The 18,337-nt window shown below is 69.7% G+C and carries 17 protein-coding genes; 2 read left to right on the top strand and 15 right to left on the bottom strand.

Annotation, left to right across the window (positions count from 1 at the left end):
• Positions 1 to 152 precede the first annotated feature (152 nt).
• From aroB to ACWC21_RS07230, 15 genes are all read right to left on the bottom strand, one after another.
• Positions 153 to 1,244 (bottom strand): 3-dehydroquinate synthase, encoded by a 1,092-nt coding sequence (gene aroB / locus ACWC21_RS07160; RefSeq protein WP_450878979.1) that lies wholly within the window; start codon positions 1,242 to 1,244, stop codon positions 153 to 155.
• Positions 1,241 to 1,756: a shikimate kinase gene (locus tag ACWC21_RS07165; RefSeq protein WP_450878981.1), complete on the bottom strand. Its 516-nt coding sequence runs from the start codon at positions 1,754 to 1,756 to the stop codon at positions 1,241 to 1,243. The genes aroB and ACWC21_RS07165 overlap by 4 nt, the downstream gene beginning before the upstream one ends.
• Positions 1,753 to 2,937: a chorismate synthase gene (gene aroC, locus ACWC21_RS07170; protein WP_450878983.1), complete on the bottom strand. Its 1,185-nt coding sequence runs from the start codon at positions 2,935 to 2,937 to the stop codon at positions 1,753 to 1,755. Before aroC ends, ACWC21_RS07165 begins: the two co-directional genes overlap by 4 nt.
• Before the next feature lie 163 nt (positions 2,938 to 3,100).
• On the bottom strand, positions 3,101 to 3,940 hold the full coding sequence (locus ACWC21_RS07175) for a shikimate dehydrogenase (protein ID WP_450878985.1): 840 nt from the start codon (positions 3,938 to 3,940) through the stop codon (positions 3,101 to 3,103).
• Positions 3,941 to 4,129: 189 nt separating this feature from the next.
• On the bottom strand, positions 4,130 to 4,498 hold the full coding sequence (locus tag ACWC21_RS07180) for a hypothetical protein (protein ID WP_450878987.1): 369 nt from the start codon (positions 4,496 to 4,498) through the stop codon (positions 4,130 to 4,132).
• A 120-nt stretch (positions 4,499 to 4,618) separates the two neighbouring features.
• Positions 4,619 to 6,343, bottom strand: coding sequence for an endolytic transglycosylase MltG (gene mltG / locus ACWC21_RS07185; RefSeq protein WP_450878989.1), 1,725 nt, complete (start codon positions 6,341 to 6,343; stop codon positions 4,619 to 4,621).
• Between the two features lie 123 nt (positions 6,344 to 6,466).
• A complete protein-coding gene (gene ruvX / locus ACWC21_RS07190; protein WP_450878991.1) occupies positions 6,467 to 6,931 on the bottom strand; it encodes a Holliday junction resolvase RuvX in 465 nt (154 codons plus the stop codon).
• Positions 6,931 to 9,603 carry an alanine--tRNA ligase gene (gene alaS, locus ACWC21_RS07195; protein ID WP_450878993.1) on the bottom strand — a complete coding sequence of 891 codons (2,673 nt, stop codon included), beginning with the start codon at positions 9,601 to 9,603 and terminating at the stop codon, positions 6,931 to 6,933. The genes ruvX and alaS overlap by 1 nt, the downstream gene beginning before the upstream one ends.
• A complete protein-coding gene (locus tag ACWC21_RS07200) occupies positions 9,603 to 9,950 on the bottom strand; it encodes a hypothetical protein (RefSeq protein WP_450878995.1) in 348 nt (115 codons plus the stop codon). Before ACWC21_RS07200 ends, alaS begins: the two co-directional genes overlap by 1 nt.
• Before the next feature lie 16 nt (positions 9,951 to 9,966).
• Positions 9,967 to 10,401 carry a DUF948 domain-containing protein gene (locus ACWC21_RS07205; protein ID WP_450879345.1) on the bottom strand — a complete coding sequence of 145 codons (435 nt, stop codon included), beginning with the start codon at positions 10,399 to 10,401 and terminating at the stop codon, positions 9,967 to 9,969.
• 181 nt (positions 10,402 to 10,582) lie between these two features.
• On the bottom strand, positions 10,583 to 11,197 hold the full coding sequence (gene rpsD, locus ACWC21_RS07210) for a 30S ribosomal protein S4 (protein ID WP_132853601.1): 615 nt from the start codon (positions 11,195 to 11,197) through the stop codon (positions 10,583 to 10,585).
• 305 nt (positions 11,198 to 11,502) lie between these two features.
• Positions 11,503 to 12,858, bottom strand: a complete 1,356-nt coding sequence (locus ACWC21_RS07215; RefSeq protein ID WP_450878998.1) for a replication-associated recombination protein A — start codon at positions 12,856 to 12,858, stop codon at positions 11,503 to 11,505.
• 47 nt (positions 12,859 to 12,905) lie between these two features.
• On the bottom strand, positions 12,906 to 13,562 hold the full coding sequence (locus tag ACWC21_RS07220; RefSeq protein ID WP_450879000.1) for a vitamin K epoxide reductase family protein: 657 nt from the start codon (positions 13,560 to 13,562) through the stop codon (positions 12,906 to 12,908).
• Positions 13,563 to 13,928: 366 nt separating this feature from the next.
• On the bottom strand, positions 13,929 to 15,191 hold the full coding sequence (gene hisS / locus ACWC21_RS07225) for a histidine--tRNA ligase (RefSeq protein ID WP_450879002.1): 1,263 nt from the start codon (positions 15,189 to 15,191) through the stop codon (positions 13,929 to 13,931).
• A gap of 11 nt (positions 15,192 to 15,202) precedes the next feature.
• Positions 15,203 to 15,916: an MBL fold metallo-hydrolase gene (locus ACWC21_RS07230; protein WP_450879004.1), complete on the bottom strand. Its 714-nt coding sequence runs from the start codon at positions 15,914 to 15,916 to the stop codon at positions 15,203 to 15,205.
• A gap of 166 nt (positions 15,917 to 16,082) precedes the next feature.
• On the opposite strand from ACWC21_RS07230, the gene ACWC21_RS07235 reads away from it, so the two are divergent.
• Complete coding sequence (locus tag ACWC21_RS07235; RefSeq protein WP_450879006.1) at positions 16,083 to 16,904, top strand: peptidylprolyl isomerase; 822 nt, start codon at positions 16,083 to 16,085, stop codon at positions 16,902 to 16,904.
• Between the two features lie 144 nt (positions 16,905 to 17,048).
• Entirely contained in the window at positions 17,049 to 18,278 is a 1,230-nt protein-coding gene (locus ACWC21_RS07240; protein ID WP_450879008.1) for a DUF349 domain-containing protein, read from the top strand.
• The last annotated feature ends 59 nt before the right edge of the window (positions 18,279 to 18,337 follow it).

Raw genomic sequence — 18,337 nt, forward strand, 5'->3', positions numbered from 1 at the left:
TTGGCGCTGGCAGCGGGGCTGTTCCCCCGCTCCCTACCGAACGGTACCGTCCCCGGCCGTCGTTTGGTGAAACGGCCGGGGAGGGCCCGAAGTGCCCGCCCGCCGAGGCGAATCGGACGGAAGGAGCCGTTGAGGACGTACCGCGCGGCTGCCTACTGCCCCACTTCGCCGTACGCGGCCAGCAGCACCGCCGGGTCCGGTCCCTCCAGGACGGTCGGCTTGGCAAGGCCGTCGAGCACGATGAAGCGCAGCAGGTCGCCGCGGGACTTCTTGTCCACCTTCATCGTCTCCAGCAGCTTGGGCCACTGGTCGTGGCGGTAGTGCAGCGGCAGCCCGACCGACTCCAGGATGCTGCGGTGCCGGTCGGCCGTCGCGTCGTCCAACCGGCCGGCGAGGCGCCCGAGTTCGGCGGCGAAGTGCATGCCGACGGAGACCGCGGCACCGTGCCGCCACTTGTAGCGCTCGTTCTTCTCGATGGCGTGGCCGAGCGTGTGGCCGTAGTTGAGGATCTCCCTCAGGCCGGACTCCTTCAGGTCGGAGGAGACGACCTCCGCCTTCACGCGGATGGAGCGCTCGATGAGCTCGGCGGTGTGCGGTCCGGCCGGGGTGCGCGCGGACTCGGGGTCGGACTCGATGAGCTCCAGGATCACCGGGTCGGCGATGAAACCGGCCTTGATGATCTCGGCGAGTCCGGAGACGTAGTCGTTGACGGGCAACGACTCCAGCGCGGCCAGGTCGCACAGCACACCGGCCGGCGGGTGGAAGGCACCCACGAGGTTCTTTCCCTCGGCCGTGTTGATGCCGGTCTTGCCGCCGACCGCCGCGTCCACCATGGCCAGCACGGTGGTCGGCACGGCGATCCAGCGCACGCCGCGCAGCCAGGTCGCGGCCACGAACCCGGCCAGGTCGGTGGTCGCACCGCCGCCCACGCCCACGATGACGTCGGAGCGGGTGAAACCGGACTGGCCGAGCGCCTTCCAGCAGTACGCGGCGACCTCGGCGGTCTTCGCCTCCTCGGCGTTCGGCACCTGGATGGCGACGGCCTCGTAGCCCTGCTCGGCGAGGTCGGCGCGCAGGGCGTCACCGGTCTCGGCGAGGGCCTCAGGGTGGATCACCGCGACCCTCTTGGCTTTGTGCCCGACCAACCCGGCCAGCTCGCCGAGGAGTTGCCGGCCGACCAGCACCTCGTAGGGGTCGGTGCCCGCGGTACCGGCTACCTGGATCCTCGTCACTGTCTCGCTCATGCTTCCTTCAACTCCAGTGCGTCCAGGGCCGCTTGGGTGACCTCTTCCGGCATGCGGCCGTCGGTCGGCACGACGGCGGTGGCGACCTCCTCGTACAGGTGCCGCCGCGCCTCCATCAGCTCGCGCCACTGCTTGCGCGGGTTGACGGCGAGCAGCGGGCGGGCCGCGTTGAGGCCGGTGCGCTTGACCGCTTCCTCGACGTCCATGGAGAGGTAGACCACACGGTGCCCGACGAGCAGGCCGCGGGTGTCCTCGTCGAGGACGGCGCCGCCGCCGAGCGCGAGGACGCCCTCGTGCTCGGCGAGCGCCTGGTGCACGGCGGCCTTCTCGATCGCCCGGAAGACCGCCTCGCCCTCGTCGACGAAGATCTCGGCGATCGTGCGGCCCTCGGCGGCCACGATGTCGTCGTCGGTGTCCCGGTAGGCGACGCCCAGCCGCTCGGCGAGCAGCTGTCCGACGGTGGACTTCCCGACGCCCATCGGGCCGACCAGAACGATCAGCGGTCCGCTCATCGGATCCGCAGGTTGTCGAGGTACGACTGCACGTTCCGGCGGGTCTCGGTCACCGAGTCGCCGCCGAACTTCTCCGCCACCGCGTCCGCGAGGACGAGGGCCACCATGGCCTCGGCGACGATACCGGCGGCCGGGACCGCGGACACGTCGGAACGCTGGTGGTGCGCCTGGGTCGCCTCGCCGGTGCTGACGTCCACGGTCCGCAGAGCGCGCGGCACGGTGGCGATCGGCTTCATCGCGGCCCGTACCCGCAGCAGCTCGCCGGTGGTCAGCCCGCCCTCGGTGCCACCGGAGCGGCCGGACACCCGCCGGATGCCGTCCGGCGTGCCGACGATCTCGTCGTGCGCCTTGGAGCCGGGCACCCGGGCCAGCTCGAAGCCGTCGCCGATCTCGACGCCCTTGATCGCCTGGATGCCCATCAGCGCCGCGGCCAGCCGCGCGTCCAGCTTGCGGTCCCAGTGCACGTGCGAGCCCAGTCCCACCGGCACGCCGTACGCCAGCACCTCGACGACGCCGCCGAGGGTGTCGCCGTCCTTGTGGGCCTGGTCGATCTCCGCGACCATCGCCTTCGACGCATCCGCGTCCAGGCAGCGCACCGGGTCGGCGTCCAGCTTCTCGACATCGGCGGGCGTGGGATACACGCCCGCCGGGGCCTTCGCCGAGGCCAGCTCGACGACGTGGCTGACGATCTCGATGCCGGCCGTCTCCTTCAGGTACGACCGGGCCACCGCGCCCAGCGCCACCCGGGCCGCGGTCTCCCGGGCCGAGGCGCGCTCCAGGATCGGCCGGGCCTCGTCGAAGCCGTACTTCTGCATGCCGGCGAGATCGGCGTGGCCGGGCCGGGGCCGGGTCAGCGGCGCATTGCGGGCCAGACCGGCCAGCACCTCGGGGTCGACGGGGTCGGCCGCCATGACCTGCTCCCACTTGGGCCACTCGGTGTTGCCCACCATGATCGCGACCGGGGAGCCGAGGGTCAGGCCGTGCCGGACACCGCCCAGGAAGGTGACCTCGTCCCGCTCGAACTTCATGCGCGCGCCACGCCCGTAGCCGAGGCGCCGCCGTGCGAGGTGGTCCGCCACCAGCTCCGTGGTGACCGGCACGCCGGCCGGAAGGCCCTCCAGCGTCGCGACGAGTGCGGGACCGTGGGACTCTCCCGCGGTCAGCCAGCGCAACCTGCTCAACGGTGCTCCTCAATGCTCGCGCCCGGTACTGCCCTGCGTACACGTCTCCTCGCGTACGGCAACGGCTCGACCGGGTGCGCGGCCCCGGCCCGCCACCTCCGATCCTCCCACGTCCGGGGGCGGGAACGGCCGCCGGTCCAGAAGACGGACGCGGGCGTGGGCGTCAGCGGGCCGCCAGCGCCTTCTCGCCGGCGTGCCGCATGGCCTCCAGCGGGCCCGGGGCGCACCCGGTCATCTGCTCGAACTGGAGTACCGCCTGGTGGACCAGCAGGTCCAGGCCGCTGACCACGGCGCCGCCGAACATGGACCAGCGGGCCGCCAGCTCGGTGGGCCAGGGCTCGTAGAGCACGTCGAAGAGGGTGGCGGGGCGTTCGGGTACGGCGGTGGCGAGGGCGTCGGTGGTGCCGGCGGGCGTCGTGGCGATCACCAGCGGAGCGCGCAGCGCCTCGGCCGCCTCCGACCAGTCCGCCGTACGGACGTCCACGTCGAGCCGTTCGCCCCACTGCCGCATCTCGGCGGCGCGGGCCTCGCTGCGGACGTAGGCGACGACCTCCCCCGTGCAGACCCGGGACAGCGCGGCGAGTGCGGAGGAGGCGGTGGCACCGGCTCCGAGGATCGCGGCGGAGTCGATCTGTTCGATGCCGTGCTCACGCAGAGCGGCCACCATGCCGGGGATGTCGGTGTTGTCACCGAGTCGGCGTCCGTCCTCGGTGAGAACGAGCGTGTTGACGGCGTCGACCGAGGCCGCGGTGTCACTGATCTCGTCGACCAGCGGGATGACCGCCCGCTTCAGCGGCATGGTCAGCGACAGCCCGGCCCACTCCGGCCCGAGCCGGTCCAGGAAGCCGGGCAGAGCGGCCTCGTCGACGTCGAAGCTTTCGTACGACCAGTCGGTGAGTCCGGCCGCCTCGTACGCGGCCCGGTGCAGCACCGGGGAGAGGGAGTGGGCGATCGGCGAACCGAGCACGGCGGCACGACGGCAGTCGTCTGCCTTCGATGTCATGGAAAGCTGCCCTCGACTTCCGCGGATGTGGGTTGCGTTCTCCGACTTGGGCCCCTCCCGATCGGGAGGCCGGGAAGTCGCCGCTCATCGGATGGCAAGTTTACTCGGACAGGCGGAACACCGCCGAGACGGCGCAACGGCCGGAACAGCCCGGCGAAGGGCTCGACCGGCCGTCACCGAACAGAGTGGCTAGGCCTTGTCAGGCCTGCTGACGCAGCTGCTCTCCTTCACCTTGCCGGCGTTGCCGACGCAAGCTTCGAGACGGATGGAGGCCCCGTCGGGCATCCAGGCTTCGTCCCGGCTGGTTACGCAACTGTGCGCCCCGTTCTTGTTCCAGACAGTCGTGTAGAGGTGGCCCTGGTAGTACATCCGACCGACCGCCGCGTGACCGTCTGCCTTTTCGTCGCAGATGGTCCAGTACTCGGTGGAGGAGTCGTAGCCGACACTCGCCGCACCGTCCGCGGAATAGATGAGGCCGCTGGCGTTGGCCGTGCCTGCCGCGAACCCGACGGCGGCGACACCCATGGCCACGACGGATCCCAGACGTGCCAACTTCATCGTGCTTCCCCCTGCATGGAGACGTGGAGCGGTCGGACTCCACTCATGATCATGATCAACTCGTTGATCATACATGCAGGTCGTCGGGCATCGCGGACACCGAGTGGCCGCGCGCTGCCGTCAGTTCTTGTTCCGCGACGCGTTCCACTCGTTGACCAGCTTCTCGTGTTCCGCGAGCGTCTTCGTGAATTCGCTGGTCTTACCGTCCATGGAGATGAAGTAGTACCAGCCGTCGTGCGTCGGGTCGAGTGCGCCCTGGAGGGCCTCTTCGCCGGGGTTGTCGATGGGCCCCGGCGGCAGGCCCCTGACGAAGTACGTGTTGTAAGGGTTGTTGTACTGCCGCAGCTCGGCGATGGACAGGTCGATCTTGCTCTGGTTCTTCACGTAGTTGTACGTGGAGTCGAATTCGAGCTTGCCGTTGGTCTGCGGGTTCCCGGGTACGAGGCGGTTGTAGACGACCTCGGCCATCTTGCGGAAGTCGTCGTGGCTGGTGCCCTCGGCCTGGACGAGGCTCGCCACGGTCAGCAGCTGCCAGGGGTTGTCGAGGCCCAGGGACTTCGCCTTCTTCACGAGGCCGAGCTGCGTGTACATCTCATTGGCCCGGGAGACCATGCTCTTGAGGACGGCCTCGGGCTTCTGCCCCTTCGCGACCGGGTAGCTGGACGGATAGAGGAATCCTTCCAGTGGGTCCTTGAGGTTCGGGTGGTTCAGAGCCCAGTTGGGCAGACCCAGTTTGCGGTAGTCCTTCCCCGCCACCTTGGCCGTTGTGCCCTGTGGCACCTCGAGACGCTTGTCGATCAGTGCGTAGACGTCCACGTTGCGCACGCCCTCGCGGATGATCAGGTTGCTGCGGCTCTTCGGGCTCAGCATCAGTTCGACGGCGCTAGCGGCCGACATATGCTTCTGCAGCGTGTAGACGCCGTCCTGGACGCTCTTGCCCTCGGGGTTCGCGCCCAGCGCGGAGACGAGCGCGTCGACGCTCTCGACGACACCCGCTTCCTCAAGCTTCTGCCCGATCACATAGCCGCCGGCACCCTTCGGGATGACGACCGTGACCTGTTCGCCGTTTCCGTCACCCGCGTAGTCGGGCGCCGCGCCGAAACGATCCTTGTAGAAGTGGTAACCGAAGTAGCCGACCCCGGCCAGCCCGCCGCCGAACACCAGGCACACCACCAGGCAGGCGATGCCGTTGCGCCCCTTCTTGCTCTTGGCGGTCTTTCCGCCCGCGCCGCGCGAGCGTTTCTTCTCCGGAGCGCCGTCGTCCTCGTCGTCCTGGCCCTCCTCCGCGAAGAAGGCGTGTTCGCCCTGGTCGGGGCCGGGGTCCCAGCCTGTCTCGGGATCTGCCTCCGGTTCCGGTTCGGGGCGTCTCTGGCCGGGGGGCTCCGGTGGGGGGTACGCGTCGGGGGTGCCGTAGAGGTCTGGCTGCTCGCCGCCGTACGCCACCGGCTGCTGGCCGTAGGGGTCGCCCGGATCGGCGGCGTACGGCACATGGCCGTGCGTGCCCGTCGCGTCCCATCCGCCCTGGTGGTACTGCTGCTGGGGTCCGCCCTGGTGGTACTGCTGTTGCGGGTACGAGGCCGCGTACTGCTCCTGGTCGTAACCCTGGTGACTCTGGTGGCCCTGGCCCTCGTAGTACTGGTACTGCTGCTGGTCGTACCCGTCCTGCTGCCCGCCCTGGCCCCAGTCGCCGTACTGCGACTCCGGCGAATGCTGCTGCGGCTGGCCGCCGTAGGCAGACTGCTGGCCCACATGGGCCTGCTGCTGCCCTTCCCATCCGCCGTCCCCGAACAACGGGTCCTCCGGATGCCACGGTTCGGAGCCTTGGCCCCGGCCATACTCAGTCATCGATCCCCTAGAGCCGCGAGGCGATCGGTGACACGGCTTGCCGGGCCGGTTTCCGTTCCGCCTCTTGCTGTGCGGCGGCTGTTCGAACACCGCCGCATCTCGCGGAACGTTACCGTATCGCGATCAGATGACCACTTCGACGCCCTCGCCGGGTGTATTGCCTGACACCCGTTCGGATTCCAGCGCCTGCTGCAGGATGATCACGGCGGCCGCCTGATCGATGACGGAACGGCCCTTCTTGGAGGTCACGCCGGAGGCGCGAAGTCCCTGAGTGGCCGTCACGGTCGTCATCCGCTCGTCCACAAGTCTCACCCCGACCGGCTGGATCATGCGGGCCAGTTCCTGGGCGAAACCACGGACCTTGGCGGCGGCCGGGCCCTCGCCCCCCTTGAGGGAGCGAGGCAGACCTACGACGACCTCGATCGGCTCGTACTCCTCGACCAGCTGCTTCAGCCGGCGGTGAGCCGCCGGGAGGTCCCGCCCCGGGACGGTCTCCACCGGCGTGGCGAGGATCCCGTCGGGGTCGCAGGAGGCGACCCCGATACGGGCGTCCCCGACGTCGATCGCGAGTCGGCGTCCTCGGCGCATCACTTGGCCGTTTCCGCCACGAGCCGCTCGACGGCGTCGACGGCCTCGCCGACGGCGGCCGGGTTCTGGCCGCCGCCCTGGGCGACGTCCGGCTTGCCGCCACCGCCGCCGCCGAGGGTCTTGGCGGCCGTGCGGACCAGGTCACCGGCCTTGAGGCCGCGCTCGCGGGCGGCCTCGTTGGTGGCGATGACCGTGAGCGGCTTGCCGTTGTTCACCGTGAACAGGGCGACCACGGCGGCCCGTCCGCCCTGGATGCGGCCGCGCACGTCGAGGACGAGCTTGCGCAGGTCGTCGGGGGTCGTGCCGTCCGGGACCTGGCCGGTGACGAGTGCGACGCCCCGCACGTCCTTGGCGGACCCGGCGAGACCGGCGGCGGCCTGGAGCACCTTCTCCGCGCGGAACTTCTCGATCTCCTTCTCGGCGTCCTTCAGCTTGCCGAGCATCGCGGAGACCTTCTCCGGGAGTTCCTCCGGACGGCCCTTGATCAGCTCCTGGAGCTGGGCGACGACCGTGTGCTCGCGGGCGAGGAAGTTGTAGGCGTCCACACCGACCAGGGCCTCGATACGGCGGACACCCGAGCCGATCGAGGACTCGCCGAGCAGCTTCACCAGGCCCAGCTGGGCGGTGTTGTGCACGTGCGTGCCCCCGCACAGCTCCTTGGAGAAGTCGCCGATGGTCACCACGCGGACCCGCTCGCCGTACTTCTCGCCGAACTCGGCGATGGCGCCCTGCTTCTTGGCCTCGTCGATGCCCATGACCTCGGCGTGCACGTCGAGGTCGCGGGCGAGCACCTCGTTGATCTTCTGCTCGACGTCGGTCATCACGGCCGTCGGAACGGCGGACGGCGAGCCGAAGTCGAAGCGGAAGCGGCCGGGCTGGTTCTCGGAACCGGCCTGGGCGGCCGTCGGGCCGAGGGCGTCGCGCAGGGCCTGGTGAGTGAGGTGGGTGGCCGAGTGGGCGCGGGCGATGGCCGTGCGGCGGCGGCGATCGATCGAGGCGTGGGCCTTGGCGCCGACGGTGACCTCGCCGAACTGGACGACGCCCTTGTGGACGTAGACGCCCGGGACCGGCTTCTGGCAGTCGCGGACCTCGACGACGGCACCGGAGTCGACCTTGATGCGGCCGGTGTCGCCGATCTGGCCGCCGCCCTCGGCGTAGAACGGGGTGCGGTCCAGGACGATCTCGACCTCGTCGCCCTCGGTGGCGGCCGGAGAGGAGACGCCGTCGACGAGGATGCCGACGACGGTGGTCTCGCCCTCGGTGTCCGTGTAGCCGATGAAGTCGGTCTCGCCGGTCCTGTCGGCGATCTCGCGGTAGGCGCCCGCGCCGGCGTGGCCGGTCTTCTTGGCCTGGGCGTCGGCCTTGGCGCGCTCCCGCTGCTCCTTCATCAGGCGGCGAAAGCCGTCCTCGTCCACGGACAGCCCCTGCTCGGCGGCCATTTCCAGGGTGAGGTCGATCGGGAAGCCCCAGGTGTCGTGGAGCAGGAACGCCTTGTCGCCGGAGAGGACCGTGCCGCCGGACTGCTTGGTCTCGGTGACGGCGGTGTCGAGGATGTTGGTGCCGGCCTTCAGAGTCTTGAGGAAGGCGTTCTCCTCGGCCAGGGCGACCTTCTCGATGCGCTCGCGGTCGGTGACCAGCTCGGGGTACTGCTGCCCCATCATGTGGATCACCGTGTCGATCAGGTCCTTGACGACCGGACCGGTGGCGCCGAGCAGGCGCATGTTGCGGATGGCGCGGCGCATGATGCGGCGCAGCACGTAGCCGCGGCCCTCGTTGCCGGGGGTGACGCCGTCGCCGATGAGCATCACCGAGGTGCGCATGTGGTCGGTGACCACGCGCAGGGAGACGTCCGAGTCGTGGGCGTCGCCGTAGGCCACGCCGGTCAGCTCGGTGGCCTTCTTGATGACGGCCATGGAGGTGTCGATCTCGTACATGTTCTGCACGCCCTGCAGAATCATGGCGAGGCGCTCCAGGCCGAGGCCCGTGTCGATGTTCTTGCTCGGCAGCTCGCCGAGGATCTCGAAGTTGTCCTTCCCGATGCCCTCGCCGCGCTCGTACTGCATGAAGACGAGGTTCCAGATCTCCACGTACCGCTCGTCGTTGACGGCGGGGCCGCCCTCGACTCCGAACTCGGGGCCGCGGTCGTAGTTGATCTCGGAGCAGGGGCCGCAGGGACCGGGGACGCCCATGGACCAGTAGTTGTCCTTCATGCCCAGGCGCTGGATGCGCTCCTTGGGCACACCGACGACCTCGTGCCAGATGCGCTCGGCCTCGTCGTCGTCCTTGTAGACAGTGATCCACAGGCGGTCGGGCTCAAGGCCGTAACCGCCCTTTTCCTGGGGCGTGGTGAGCAGCTCCCAGGCGTACTTGATGGCGCCTTCCTTGAAGTAGTCGCCGAAGGAGAAGTTGCCGCACATCTGGAAGAACGTGCCGTGCCGGGTGGTCTTGCCGACTTCTTCGATGTCGGGCGTGCGCACGCACTTCTGCACGCTGGTGGCGCGGGCGAACGGCGGCTTGACCTCACCCAGGAAGTAGGGCTTGAAGGGCACCATGCCGGCCGGGACGAGGAGCAGAGTCGGGTCGTCCGCGATGAGCGACGCCGAAGGGACGACGGTGTGACCGCGCTCCTCGAAGAAGCTCAACCAGCGGCGGCGGATCTCAGCCGACTCCATCAGTGGTCCTCATTCCGGTTGTACGAGTACGTCGTGTTCTCGATGTACTTCGGGTTGCTGCGGTTGTTCTCGATGGCGGTGTACCGCCGGGGCGCGGGGAGTTCGGGATCCGCGCCGATGCCCAGTGCGTCTCCGAGCTCGGCCTCCCGCTGCGCCATGTTGTCGCGGACGTCGAGCGCGAAGCCGACCGCGCGGTCCTTGACGCGCCGGCCCGTCTCGAGGGCCTTGTTGGCCGCGGTGGCGGCCAGGCTCTCGGGGGTGAGCTGCTTCAGCTTGCGGTTGACCTTGGTGGTGGCCCACACACCGGTGGCGACACCCGTGGTGAACCAGAACGTACGGCGGAACATCGCTCGGTCTCAGTCCTTACTTCCGCTTGCGTCGTGCGGCGGGAACCGTGCGGCCCACGATCACGGTACGCCGGGGCGACTTCGCGGGCGCTTCCTCCTTGCGGCCGCCCAGGGCCCGGCGCACGCCGTAGCCGAAGGCCGCGACCTTCACCAGGGGGCCGCCGAAGGTGGAGGCGACGGTGGTCGAGAGCGCGGAGGCGTTCGACGTGACCTCCTGGACGTCGGAGGCGATCGAGTCGACCCGGTCGATCTGGGTCTGCGCGGAGCGCACCGCCGCCGAGGCGTCGGCCAGCAGCGGGACGGCCTGGTCGGTCACGTCCGCCACGAGCTTGGTGGTCGCCTTGAGCGTCTGGGCCAGCCTCGCCAGCGCGACGGCGAGGAAGGAGACCAGGATCGCCCAGAAGACGGCCACCAGGATTCCGGCCACTTCGCCACCGGACACTGTGCGCACCCGCTCCCTGAAACGTGCTCTGGACATCGAGAAAGTCGTGCACCGAGCCTATCGCGCCGGGAGCGGGGCTCCGTACCGGATTACCTTCCGGCGGCGGGGCGATCACGAAAGCCCGCCGCCCCTCCGCCGGAAGGGCGGGGAGACGGCGGGCTGACGCTGAGGTGCTACGGCCGGCCGGTGATCAGCGGGCGTAGTACTCGACGACGAGCTGCTCGTCGCAGATGACCGGAACTTCCTTGCGGTTCGGCTCGCGGTCCAGGCGGAACGCCAGGGCGCGGAGGTTCACCTGCAGGTAGCGGGGGGTCTCGCCGTCGGGGGCGAAGCCACCCTCACGGGCGATCTGGAAGAGCGTCTTGTCCTTGGAGCGGTCACGGACCTGGACGACGTCGTCCGGGCGCACGCGGAAGGACGGCTTGTCCACCTTCTGGCCGTTGACCTGGATGTGGCCGTGGACGACCATCTGACGGGCCTGGTAGATGGTGCGGGCGATGCCCGAACGCAGGACCAGGGCGTCGAGACGGCGCTCGAGCTCGACGATCAGGGCCTCACCGGTCTTGCCCTGGACCTTGGAGGCGCGCTCGTAGGCGCGGACGAGCTGGCGCTCGGAGATGTCGTACTGGGCGCGCAGACGCTGCTTCTCGAGCAGACGGACCTTGTAGTCCGAGTTCTGCTTGCGGCCACGGCCGTGCTCACCCGGCGGGTAGGGGCGGGCCTCGAAGTACTTGACGGCCTTCGGGGTCAGCGCGATGCCGAGCGCACGCGACTTCTTGACCTTGGGGCGGGACTGGTTCGCCACTGTCTCTGTCTCTTTTCTGAATTTCCGGCTTGTCAGTGTCGAGGGAGGTCGCATCCGCAGCCGGGGAATCCCTCCTCGTCCTGACGGACGGGGTGGGCAGCCGCTCCCCTGGTCTGGGCACATACGTGCAGCACGCGAGTGGCCCACCGACCGTTCCCGGGATTCCGGGTGGTGGTGGGCTGCCCGCGACACCGTTCGACGGTGCGCGACGCTCCTGGAGCCGGTCCGCGGAGGACCGGGTCTCCGGCTGGCTGTCCCGCTCTGACTGCGCGGGACTCAGCACTTCGGAGCAGTCTACAGGGTGCTCAGGACCGCTTGCGACCTAGGTGCTTGCGGGTCCACTCGACGGCGTCCGCGTACCGCGCCTCGCCGCCGTGCCTGCTCGGCGTGTAGTACTCACGCTCCTTGATGGCGTCCGGCGCGTACTGCTGCTGGGCGATGCCCTCGGGCAGGTCGTGGGGGTACACGTACCCCTGCGCGTGGCCCAGCTTGGCGGCGCCCTTGTAGTGTCCGTCCCGCAGGTGGGCCGGTACCGGTCCGGCCAGGCCCTTGCGTACGTCGTCCAGGGCGGCGCCTATCGCGGTGGTCGCGGAGTTGGATTTGGGGGCCAGGGCGAGGGCGATGGTGGCGTGGCTCAGGGTGAGGGCGGCCTCGGGGAAGCCGATCATGGCGACGGCCTGGGCGGCGGCGACCGCGATCGGCAGGGCGTTCGGGTCGGCCAGGCCGATGTCCTCGCTGGCGGAGATCATCAGGCGGCGGGCGATGAAGCGGGGGTCCTCGCCGGCCTCGATCATCCGGGCCAGGTAGTGCAGCGCGGCGTCGACGTCCGATCCCCGGATCGACTTGATGAGCGCGCTGGCGACGTCGTAGTGCTGGTCGCCGTCCCGGTCGTACTTCACCGCGGCCCGGTCGACGGTCTCCTCCAGCGTCGCGAGGGCGATCTCCGTCTCGCCCTTGTCGAGTGCGGCTCCGGCGGCGGCCTCGAGGGCGGTCAGGGCGCGGCGGGCGTCGCCGCCGGCGATGCGCAGGAGGTGGTCCTCGGTGTCGGCGGGCAGGGTGACGGCGCCGCCCAGGCCGCGCTCGTCGGTCAGGGCACGCTCGACGAGGCCGCGCACGTCGTCGTCGGTGAGGGGTTCCAGGGTGAGCAGGAGGGAACGGGACAGCAGCGGGGAGATCACCGAGAAGTACGGGTTCTCGGTGGTGGCCGCGATCAGGGTCACCCAGCGGTTCTCGACCGCGGGGAGCAGGGAGTCCTGCTGGGCCTTGCTGAAGCGGTGGATCTCGTCGAGGAAGAGGACGGTCTCCTTGCCGAACCCGCCGGTGGCGCGGCGGGCGCCGTCGATGACCGCGCGGACCTCCTTGACGCCCGCGGTGATGGCGGAGAGCTCCACGAAGCGCTTGTTGGTGGCCTTGGAGACGACGTACGCCAGGGTCGTCTTGCCCGTGCCCGGCGGGCCCCAGAGGATCACCGACGACGGTCCGGCGGGACCGCCCGCGCCCTCGCCGACCAGTCTGCGCAGCGGCGAGCCGGGCTTGAGGAGATGCTGCTGGCCCACGACCTCGTCGAGGGTGCGTGGGCGCATCCGCACCGCCAGGGGGCTCGCGGCGGGGTCCTTCTCCTGGCGTTCTTCTGCTGCGGCGGTGAACAGGTCGGGTTCCACGTGGAAAACCCTAAGTCACCGCACTGACAACTCCACCGGGCCAGGACTCAGGCCCAGAGCTGGCTGCCCCAGCGGGTCAGGATCAGCATGGCGATGATCCCGACGTGGGTGACCGGGACGACCCAGGTGAACTCGGCGAGGAACTTCTTCAGCGGGCGCGGCGCCGGCAGGAAGTCGTTGCGGACGTTGAACGAGGTCACGTACCAGAACATCGTGATCGTGGCGACCCAGGCCAGCGAGCACCACAGGCACAGCGCGTTGATCCGGTACAGGGACTGGAACTGCAGCCAGGTGACGAAGGCGACGCCGAAGAGGGTGCCGAAGTTGAAGGTGAGCCAGTACCAGCGCGGGAAGCGGGCCCGGGCCAGCAGGCTCATGCCGACGCAGATGACGATGCCGTAGCAGACCAGGCCGAGCATCGGGTTGGGGAACCCGAAGACGGCGGCCTGCTTGCTCTCCATGACGCTGCCGCAGGAGACGACCGGGTTGACGCTGCAGCTGGGCGTGAAGGGCTTGCCCGCGACCTTGCCCTCGAGGATCTTGAACTTGTCGATCGTGATGACCCACGCGGCGAGCACTCCGGCCGCACCGGTGATCACCAGGAGCAGGGCGAAGGCACGGCTGCCGCCCACCGCCCGCGGCGTGGCGACGGCCTGCTCGGGCCCGGGCTCCGTCGAGACGTCTTTCACTGTCGTCTTGCTCATCACGCCGATTCCGTCACTCGAGAATAGGACCATCTTCGGGCACGGGTCATTGTGCCGCACGCACGCGTCTGTCCACCGTTCGATGGACATAAGGAGGTACGCACGGTCGTCCCGGAGCGTTCGGTTCAGGCCAAGGCTTCACGGCACCACAGCCCACGCGAACGAACTCGCGATGCGCGTTCGGGGGCTGCGCGAGCAGTACGGGACGGGGGCGAGGTCTCGGTCCTGGACGCGGACCCGGCGACCGCCACGCGCGCGGCGGTCCCGGGTGGGAATCATCCGACAGGACGAATCGGCGCCGCCGGGTTGACAGGGGCGGCGGGGGCGGCGGGGACGAGGAAACCGGGCCGCTCGCCCCCACGCGCCTCAGCCCAGCCGCGATTCCAGCTCGGCCACGATCTCGCCCACGCCGACGGCCGTCTGCTCGCCGCTCTCCATGTCCTTGAGCTGGACGACACCCTCGGCGAGGTCACGCTCACCGGCGACGATCGTGTAGCGGGCCCCGCTGCGGTTGGCGTTCTTCATGGCGCCCTTCAGCCCCTTGGCGCCGTACGAGAAGTCCGCCGCGATCCCCACCTTGCGCAGGTCGGTGACCTTGGCGAACAGGACGCGCCGGGCCTCCTCCCCCAGCGGCACCGCGAAGACACTGGTCGACGCGGGAAGGTCGAGCTCGACGCCCTCCGCCTCGAGGGCCAGCACCGTGCGGTCGACGCCGAGGGCCCAGCCCACCGACGGCAGCGCGGGACCGCCGATCATCTCCGACAGCCCGTCGTACCGGCCGCCGCCGCCCACCGCGGACTGGGAGCCGAGACCGTCGTGCACGAACTCGAAGGTGGTGCGGGTGTAGTAGTCCAGCCCGCGCACCAGCTTCGGGTCGTCCTCGAAGGCCACGCCCGCCGCGCCGATCAGCTCGCGGACCTCCTCGTGGTACGCCTTGCAGGCGTCGCACAGGTAGTCCCGCAGCAGCGGCGCGTCACCGAGCTGCTTCTGGACCGACTCCCGCTTGTCGTCCAGCACCCGCAGGGGGTTGATATCCGCCCGCCGCAGCGTGTCCTCGTCCAGGTCCAGGCCGCGCAGGAAGTCCTGCAGGGCGGCCCGGTACACCGGCCGGCACTCCTTGTCGCCCAGCGAGTTCAGCAGGATGCGGAAGTTCCGCAGTCCCAGCGAGCGGTAGGCCTGGTCGGCCAGGATGATCAGCTCGGCGTCCAGGGCCGGGTCCTCGGCCCCGATGGCCTCCGCGCCCACCTGCGAGAAGTGCCTGTACCGGCCCTTCTGCGGACGCTCGTATCGGTAGTACGAGCCGGAGTACCAGAGCTTGACCGGCAGGTTGCCCGACTTGTGCAGGTTGGCCTCCAGGGCGGCCCGCAGCACGGAGGCCGTGCCCTCCGGGCGCAGGGCCAGCCGGTCACCGCCCTTGGTCTCGAAGGCGTACATCTCCTTCGTCACGATGTCGGTCGACTCACCGACACCGCGCGCGAAGAGCTCGACGCTCTCGAAGCCGGGCGTCTCGATGTAGCCGTAGCCGGAGTTGCGCAGCGGCGCGGCGATGGCCTCGCGTACCGCCAGGAACTTCGCGGAGTCCGGCGGGATCAGGTCGTACGTGCCCTTGGGGGCCTTGAAGGTGCTCACGGGAAGTCTCGTCACATTCCTCGTCGGGGAGCGGAGGATCCGTCCGCTCCCGGGCCGGCGGCCACCTGCCGCAGATAGGGATTGGTGGCGCGCTCCTGGCCGATGGTCGTCTGGGGGCCGTGGCCGGACAGCACCACGGTCGAGTCCTCGAGCGGCAGGCACACGCGGGCCAGCGAGTCGAGCATCTCGGCCATGTCACCGCCGGGCAGGTCGGTGCGTCCGATGGAGCCGGCGAACAGCAGATCCCCGGAGAAGAACACCGACGGGATGTCGGTCGTCTCGGGCATCCGGAACGTCACCGACCCCTTGGTATGGCCGGGCGCGTGCGCCACGGAGAACTCGAGACCCGCCAGTTCCAGCCGCGCGCCGTCGGCGAGCTCCTTGACGTCGTCCGGCTCCCCCACGGTCAGCTCCCCCATGAGCGGCATGCCGATGGACCGCCCGAGCGCCTTCTCGGGGTCGCTCATCATGTAGCGGTCCTCGGGGTGGATCCAGGCCGGCACGTCGTGGGCGCCGCACACCGGGACCACCGAGGCCACATGGTCGATGTGGCCGTGGGTGAGGACGACCGCGACGGGCTTGAGCCGATGCTTCTTCAGTGCTTCCTCGACTCCGTCGGCGGCCTGGTGGCCCGGGTCGATGATCACGCACTCCTCGCCGGCGGCGGGGGCGACGAGATAACAGTTCGTCCCCCAGGCCCCGGCGGGGAACCCGGCAATGAGCACGATCGTCCTTCGTTGTGTCGATTAGGGGCGGCCACAGCTGCTGTCAGAGCCTACCGGCGCTGCCGTTTCCTCAGCGAACCCATATACGGTACGGGGCTACACGCGGCTGTCGACTCTTGACGCACGCGTACCGGTCGGCACACGACACGCATGAGGAGAGAACCCGGTGGTCAGCCAGGAGCAGCGGCGGCGTCAGCTCGCCCGGGAGAAGTTCTTGCGGCAGCAGCAGCGGCGCACCAGCGCGCGGCGCAAGGCACGTATGCGCAACTCCGTGATCGCGTCCGTGCTCGGCGTGGTCGTCATAGGGAGCGTCGCGCTGTACACGACCGGGGTGCTGAAGAACGACGACGACAAGGCGAGCGCCAATTCCGCGCCCACGCCCAGTGCCTCGGCCCCCAGCAAGGCTCCGGACCCCTGCGCGAAGCCCGCCAAGGGCTCCGTGAAGAAGCTGAGCTGGAAGAAGGAGCCGGCGATGACCATCGACACGTCGGCGAAGTACACGATGAACCTGGCGACGACGTGCGGTGACATCGGCATCGCGCTGAAGACGGCGGCGGCCCCGCACACCGTGAACTCGTTCGACTTCCTCGCGGGCAAGGGCTTCTTCGACCACACCAAGTGCCACCGGCTCACCACCAACGGCATCTACGTGCTGCAGTGCGGCGACCCGACGGGCACCGGAAGCGGCGGTCCTGGGTACACGATTCCTGACGAGAACCTCAAGGACAAAAGCCTGAAGGGCAACGTCTACCCGGCGGGTACCGTGGCGATGGCGAACACGGGCCAGAAGCACACCGGCGGCAGCCAGTTCTTCCTGGTCTACCAGGACAGTCAGCTTCCGCCCAACTACGCACCGTTCGGAACCATCGACGCGGCGGGCCTGAAGGTGCTGAAGAAGATCGCCGCCGCGGGCGAGAGCACGGGCCAGGGCGACGGCGCTCCGAACGCGACGGTCGTGATCGACAAGGCGACGGTCACGAAATCCTGACGGTCGGGCGGCCGGTAGCGGAATTTCGGTCGCGCTGGATGCGGACAGGCAACCCGCTGGTCGCCTATGTTGGCCGTGACGAAACTGTGGACGATGCCCGGGGGAGCTTCAGGCCCCCCGCAGGCATCATGTGGAGGAGGCGCTGTGAGCAGCGACCCGTGGGGCCGCGTCGACGAGACGGGGACCGTGTACGTGCGTACGGCCGACGGCGAGCAGGTCGTCGGTTCCTGGGCGGCCGGCTCCCCTGAAGAGGCGCTTGCCTACTTCGAGCGCAAGTACGAGGGCCTGGTTGTCGAGATCGGCCTCCTCGAGAAGCGAGTGCAGACCACCGACCTGTCGGCGAAGGACGCGCAGACCGCCATCGACCACCTCAGGGAGCAGGTCGACGCGCACCACGCGGTCGGTGACCTGGACGCGCTGCGGGCACGGCTGGACAAGCTGGTGCAGACCGTCGAGGCCCGCCGTGAGGAGCGCAAGCAGCAGCGGGCCAAGCAGTCCGACGAGGCCCGCAAGGCCAAGGAGGACCTGGTCGTCGAGGCCGAGCAGCTGGCGCAGTCCGACCAGTGGCGGGCGGCCGGCGAGCGGCTGCGTGCCCTGGTGGACACCTGGAAGGGTCTGCCGCGGCTCGACCGCAAGTCGGACGACGAGCTGTGGCACCGCTTCTCGCACGCTCGCTCCGCGTTCTCCAAGCGGCGCAAGGCGCACTTCGCACAGCTGGACGCGCAGCGCGAGGAGGCCCGCAAGACCAAGGAGAAACTGGTCGCGGAGGCCGAGGGGCTGTCGGGTTCGACGGAATGGGGTCCGACGGCGGCCCGCTACCGCGAGCTGATGGCGGAGTGGAAGGCCGCGGGCCGCGCCCAGCGTGAGCACGAGGACGACCTGTGGAACCGCTTCCGCGGCGCGCAGGACGTGTTCTTCGCCGCTCGCAGCTCGGTGTTCGCCGAGCGGGACGCGGAGCAGGCGGAGAACCTGAAGCTGAAGGAGGAGCTGGCCGAGGAGGCCGAGAAACTCCTCCCGATCACGGACCTGAAGGGTGCCCGGGCCGCCTTCCGCTCGATCAACGAGCGCTGGGAGGCCATCGGTCATGTGCCGCGCGACGCCCGTCCGAAGGTCGAGGGCCGGATGCACACCGTCGACCGGGCGATCCAGGAGGCCGAGGAGGCCGAGTGGCGCCGGACGAACCCGGAGGCACGCGCGCGTGCCGAGGGCCTGACCGGCCAGCTGCAGGCCGCGGTGGACAAGCTGAGGGGCCAGATCGAGCAGGCCCGCGCCCAGGGCAACACCGCCCGGGCGGACAAGCTGGAGCGGGAGCTGGAGGGCCGTCAGGCGCTGCTGGACCAGGCTCTGAAGGGCCTGCAGGAGTTCGGCGGCTGACGAGCCCCAGGCGTGTGTGAGGGCCCCGTACGACGTCGTACGGGGCCCTCTCGCCTGTC

It is taken from the genome of Streptomyces sp. NPDC001348 (genome assembly GCF_053597535.1).

Excerpts from the sequence above, each read along its gene's own strand:
- aroB (WP_450878979.1), bottom strand. The coding sequence starts at position 1,244 with ATGAGCGAGACAGTGACGAGGATCCAGGTAGCCGGTACCGCGGGCACC.
- ACWC21_RS07165 (WP_450878981.1), bottom strand. The coding sequence starts at position 1,756 with ATGAGCGGACCGCTGATCGTTCTGGTCGGCCCGATGGGCGTCGGGAAG.
- ACWC21_RS07175 (WP_450878985.1), bottom strand. The coding sequence starts at position 3,940 with ATGACATCGAAGGCAGACGACTGCCGTCGTGCCGCCGTGCTCGGTTCG.
- ACWC21_RS07180 (WP_450878987.1), bottom strand. The coding sequence starts at position 4,498 with ATGAAGTTGGCACGTCTGGGATCCGTCGTGGCCATGGGTGTCGCCGCC.
- mltG (WP_450878989.1), bottom strand. The coding sequence starts at position 6,343 with ATGACTGAGTATGGCCGGGGCCAAGGCTCCGAACCGTGGCATCCGGAG.
- ruvX (WP_450878991.1), bottom strand. The coding sequence starts at position 6,931 with ATGCGCCGAGGACGCCGACTCGCGATCGACGTCGGGGACGCCCGTATC.
- alaS (WP_450878993.1), bottom strand. The coding sequence starts at position 9,603 with ATGGAGTCGGCTGAGATCCGCCGCCGCTGGTTGAGCTTCTTCGAGGAG.
- ACWC21_RS07200 (WP_450878995.1), bottom strand. The coding sequence starts at position 9,950 with ATGTTCCGCCGTACGTTCTGGTTCACCACGGGTGTCGCCACCGGTGTG.
- ACWC21_RS07220 (WP_450879000.1), bottom strand. The coding sequence starts at position 13,562 with ATGAGCAAGACGACAGTGAAAGACGTCTCGACGGAGCCCGGGCCCGAG.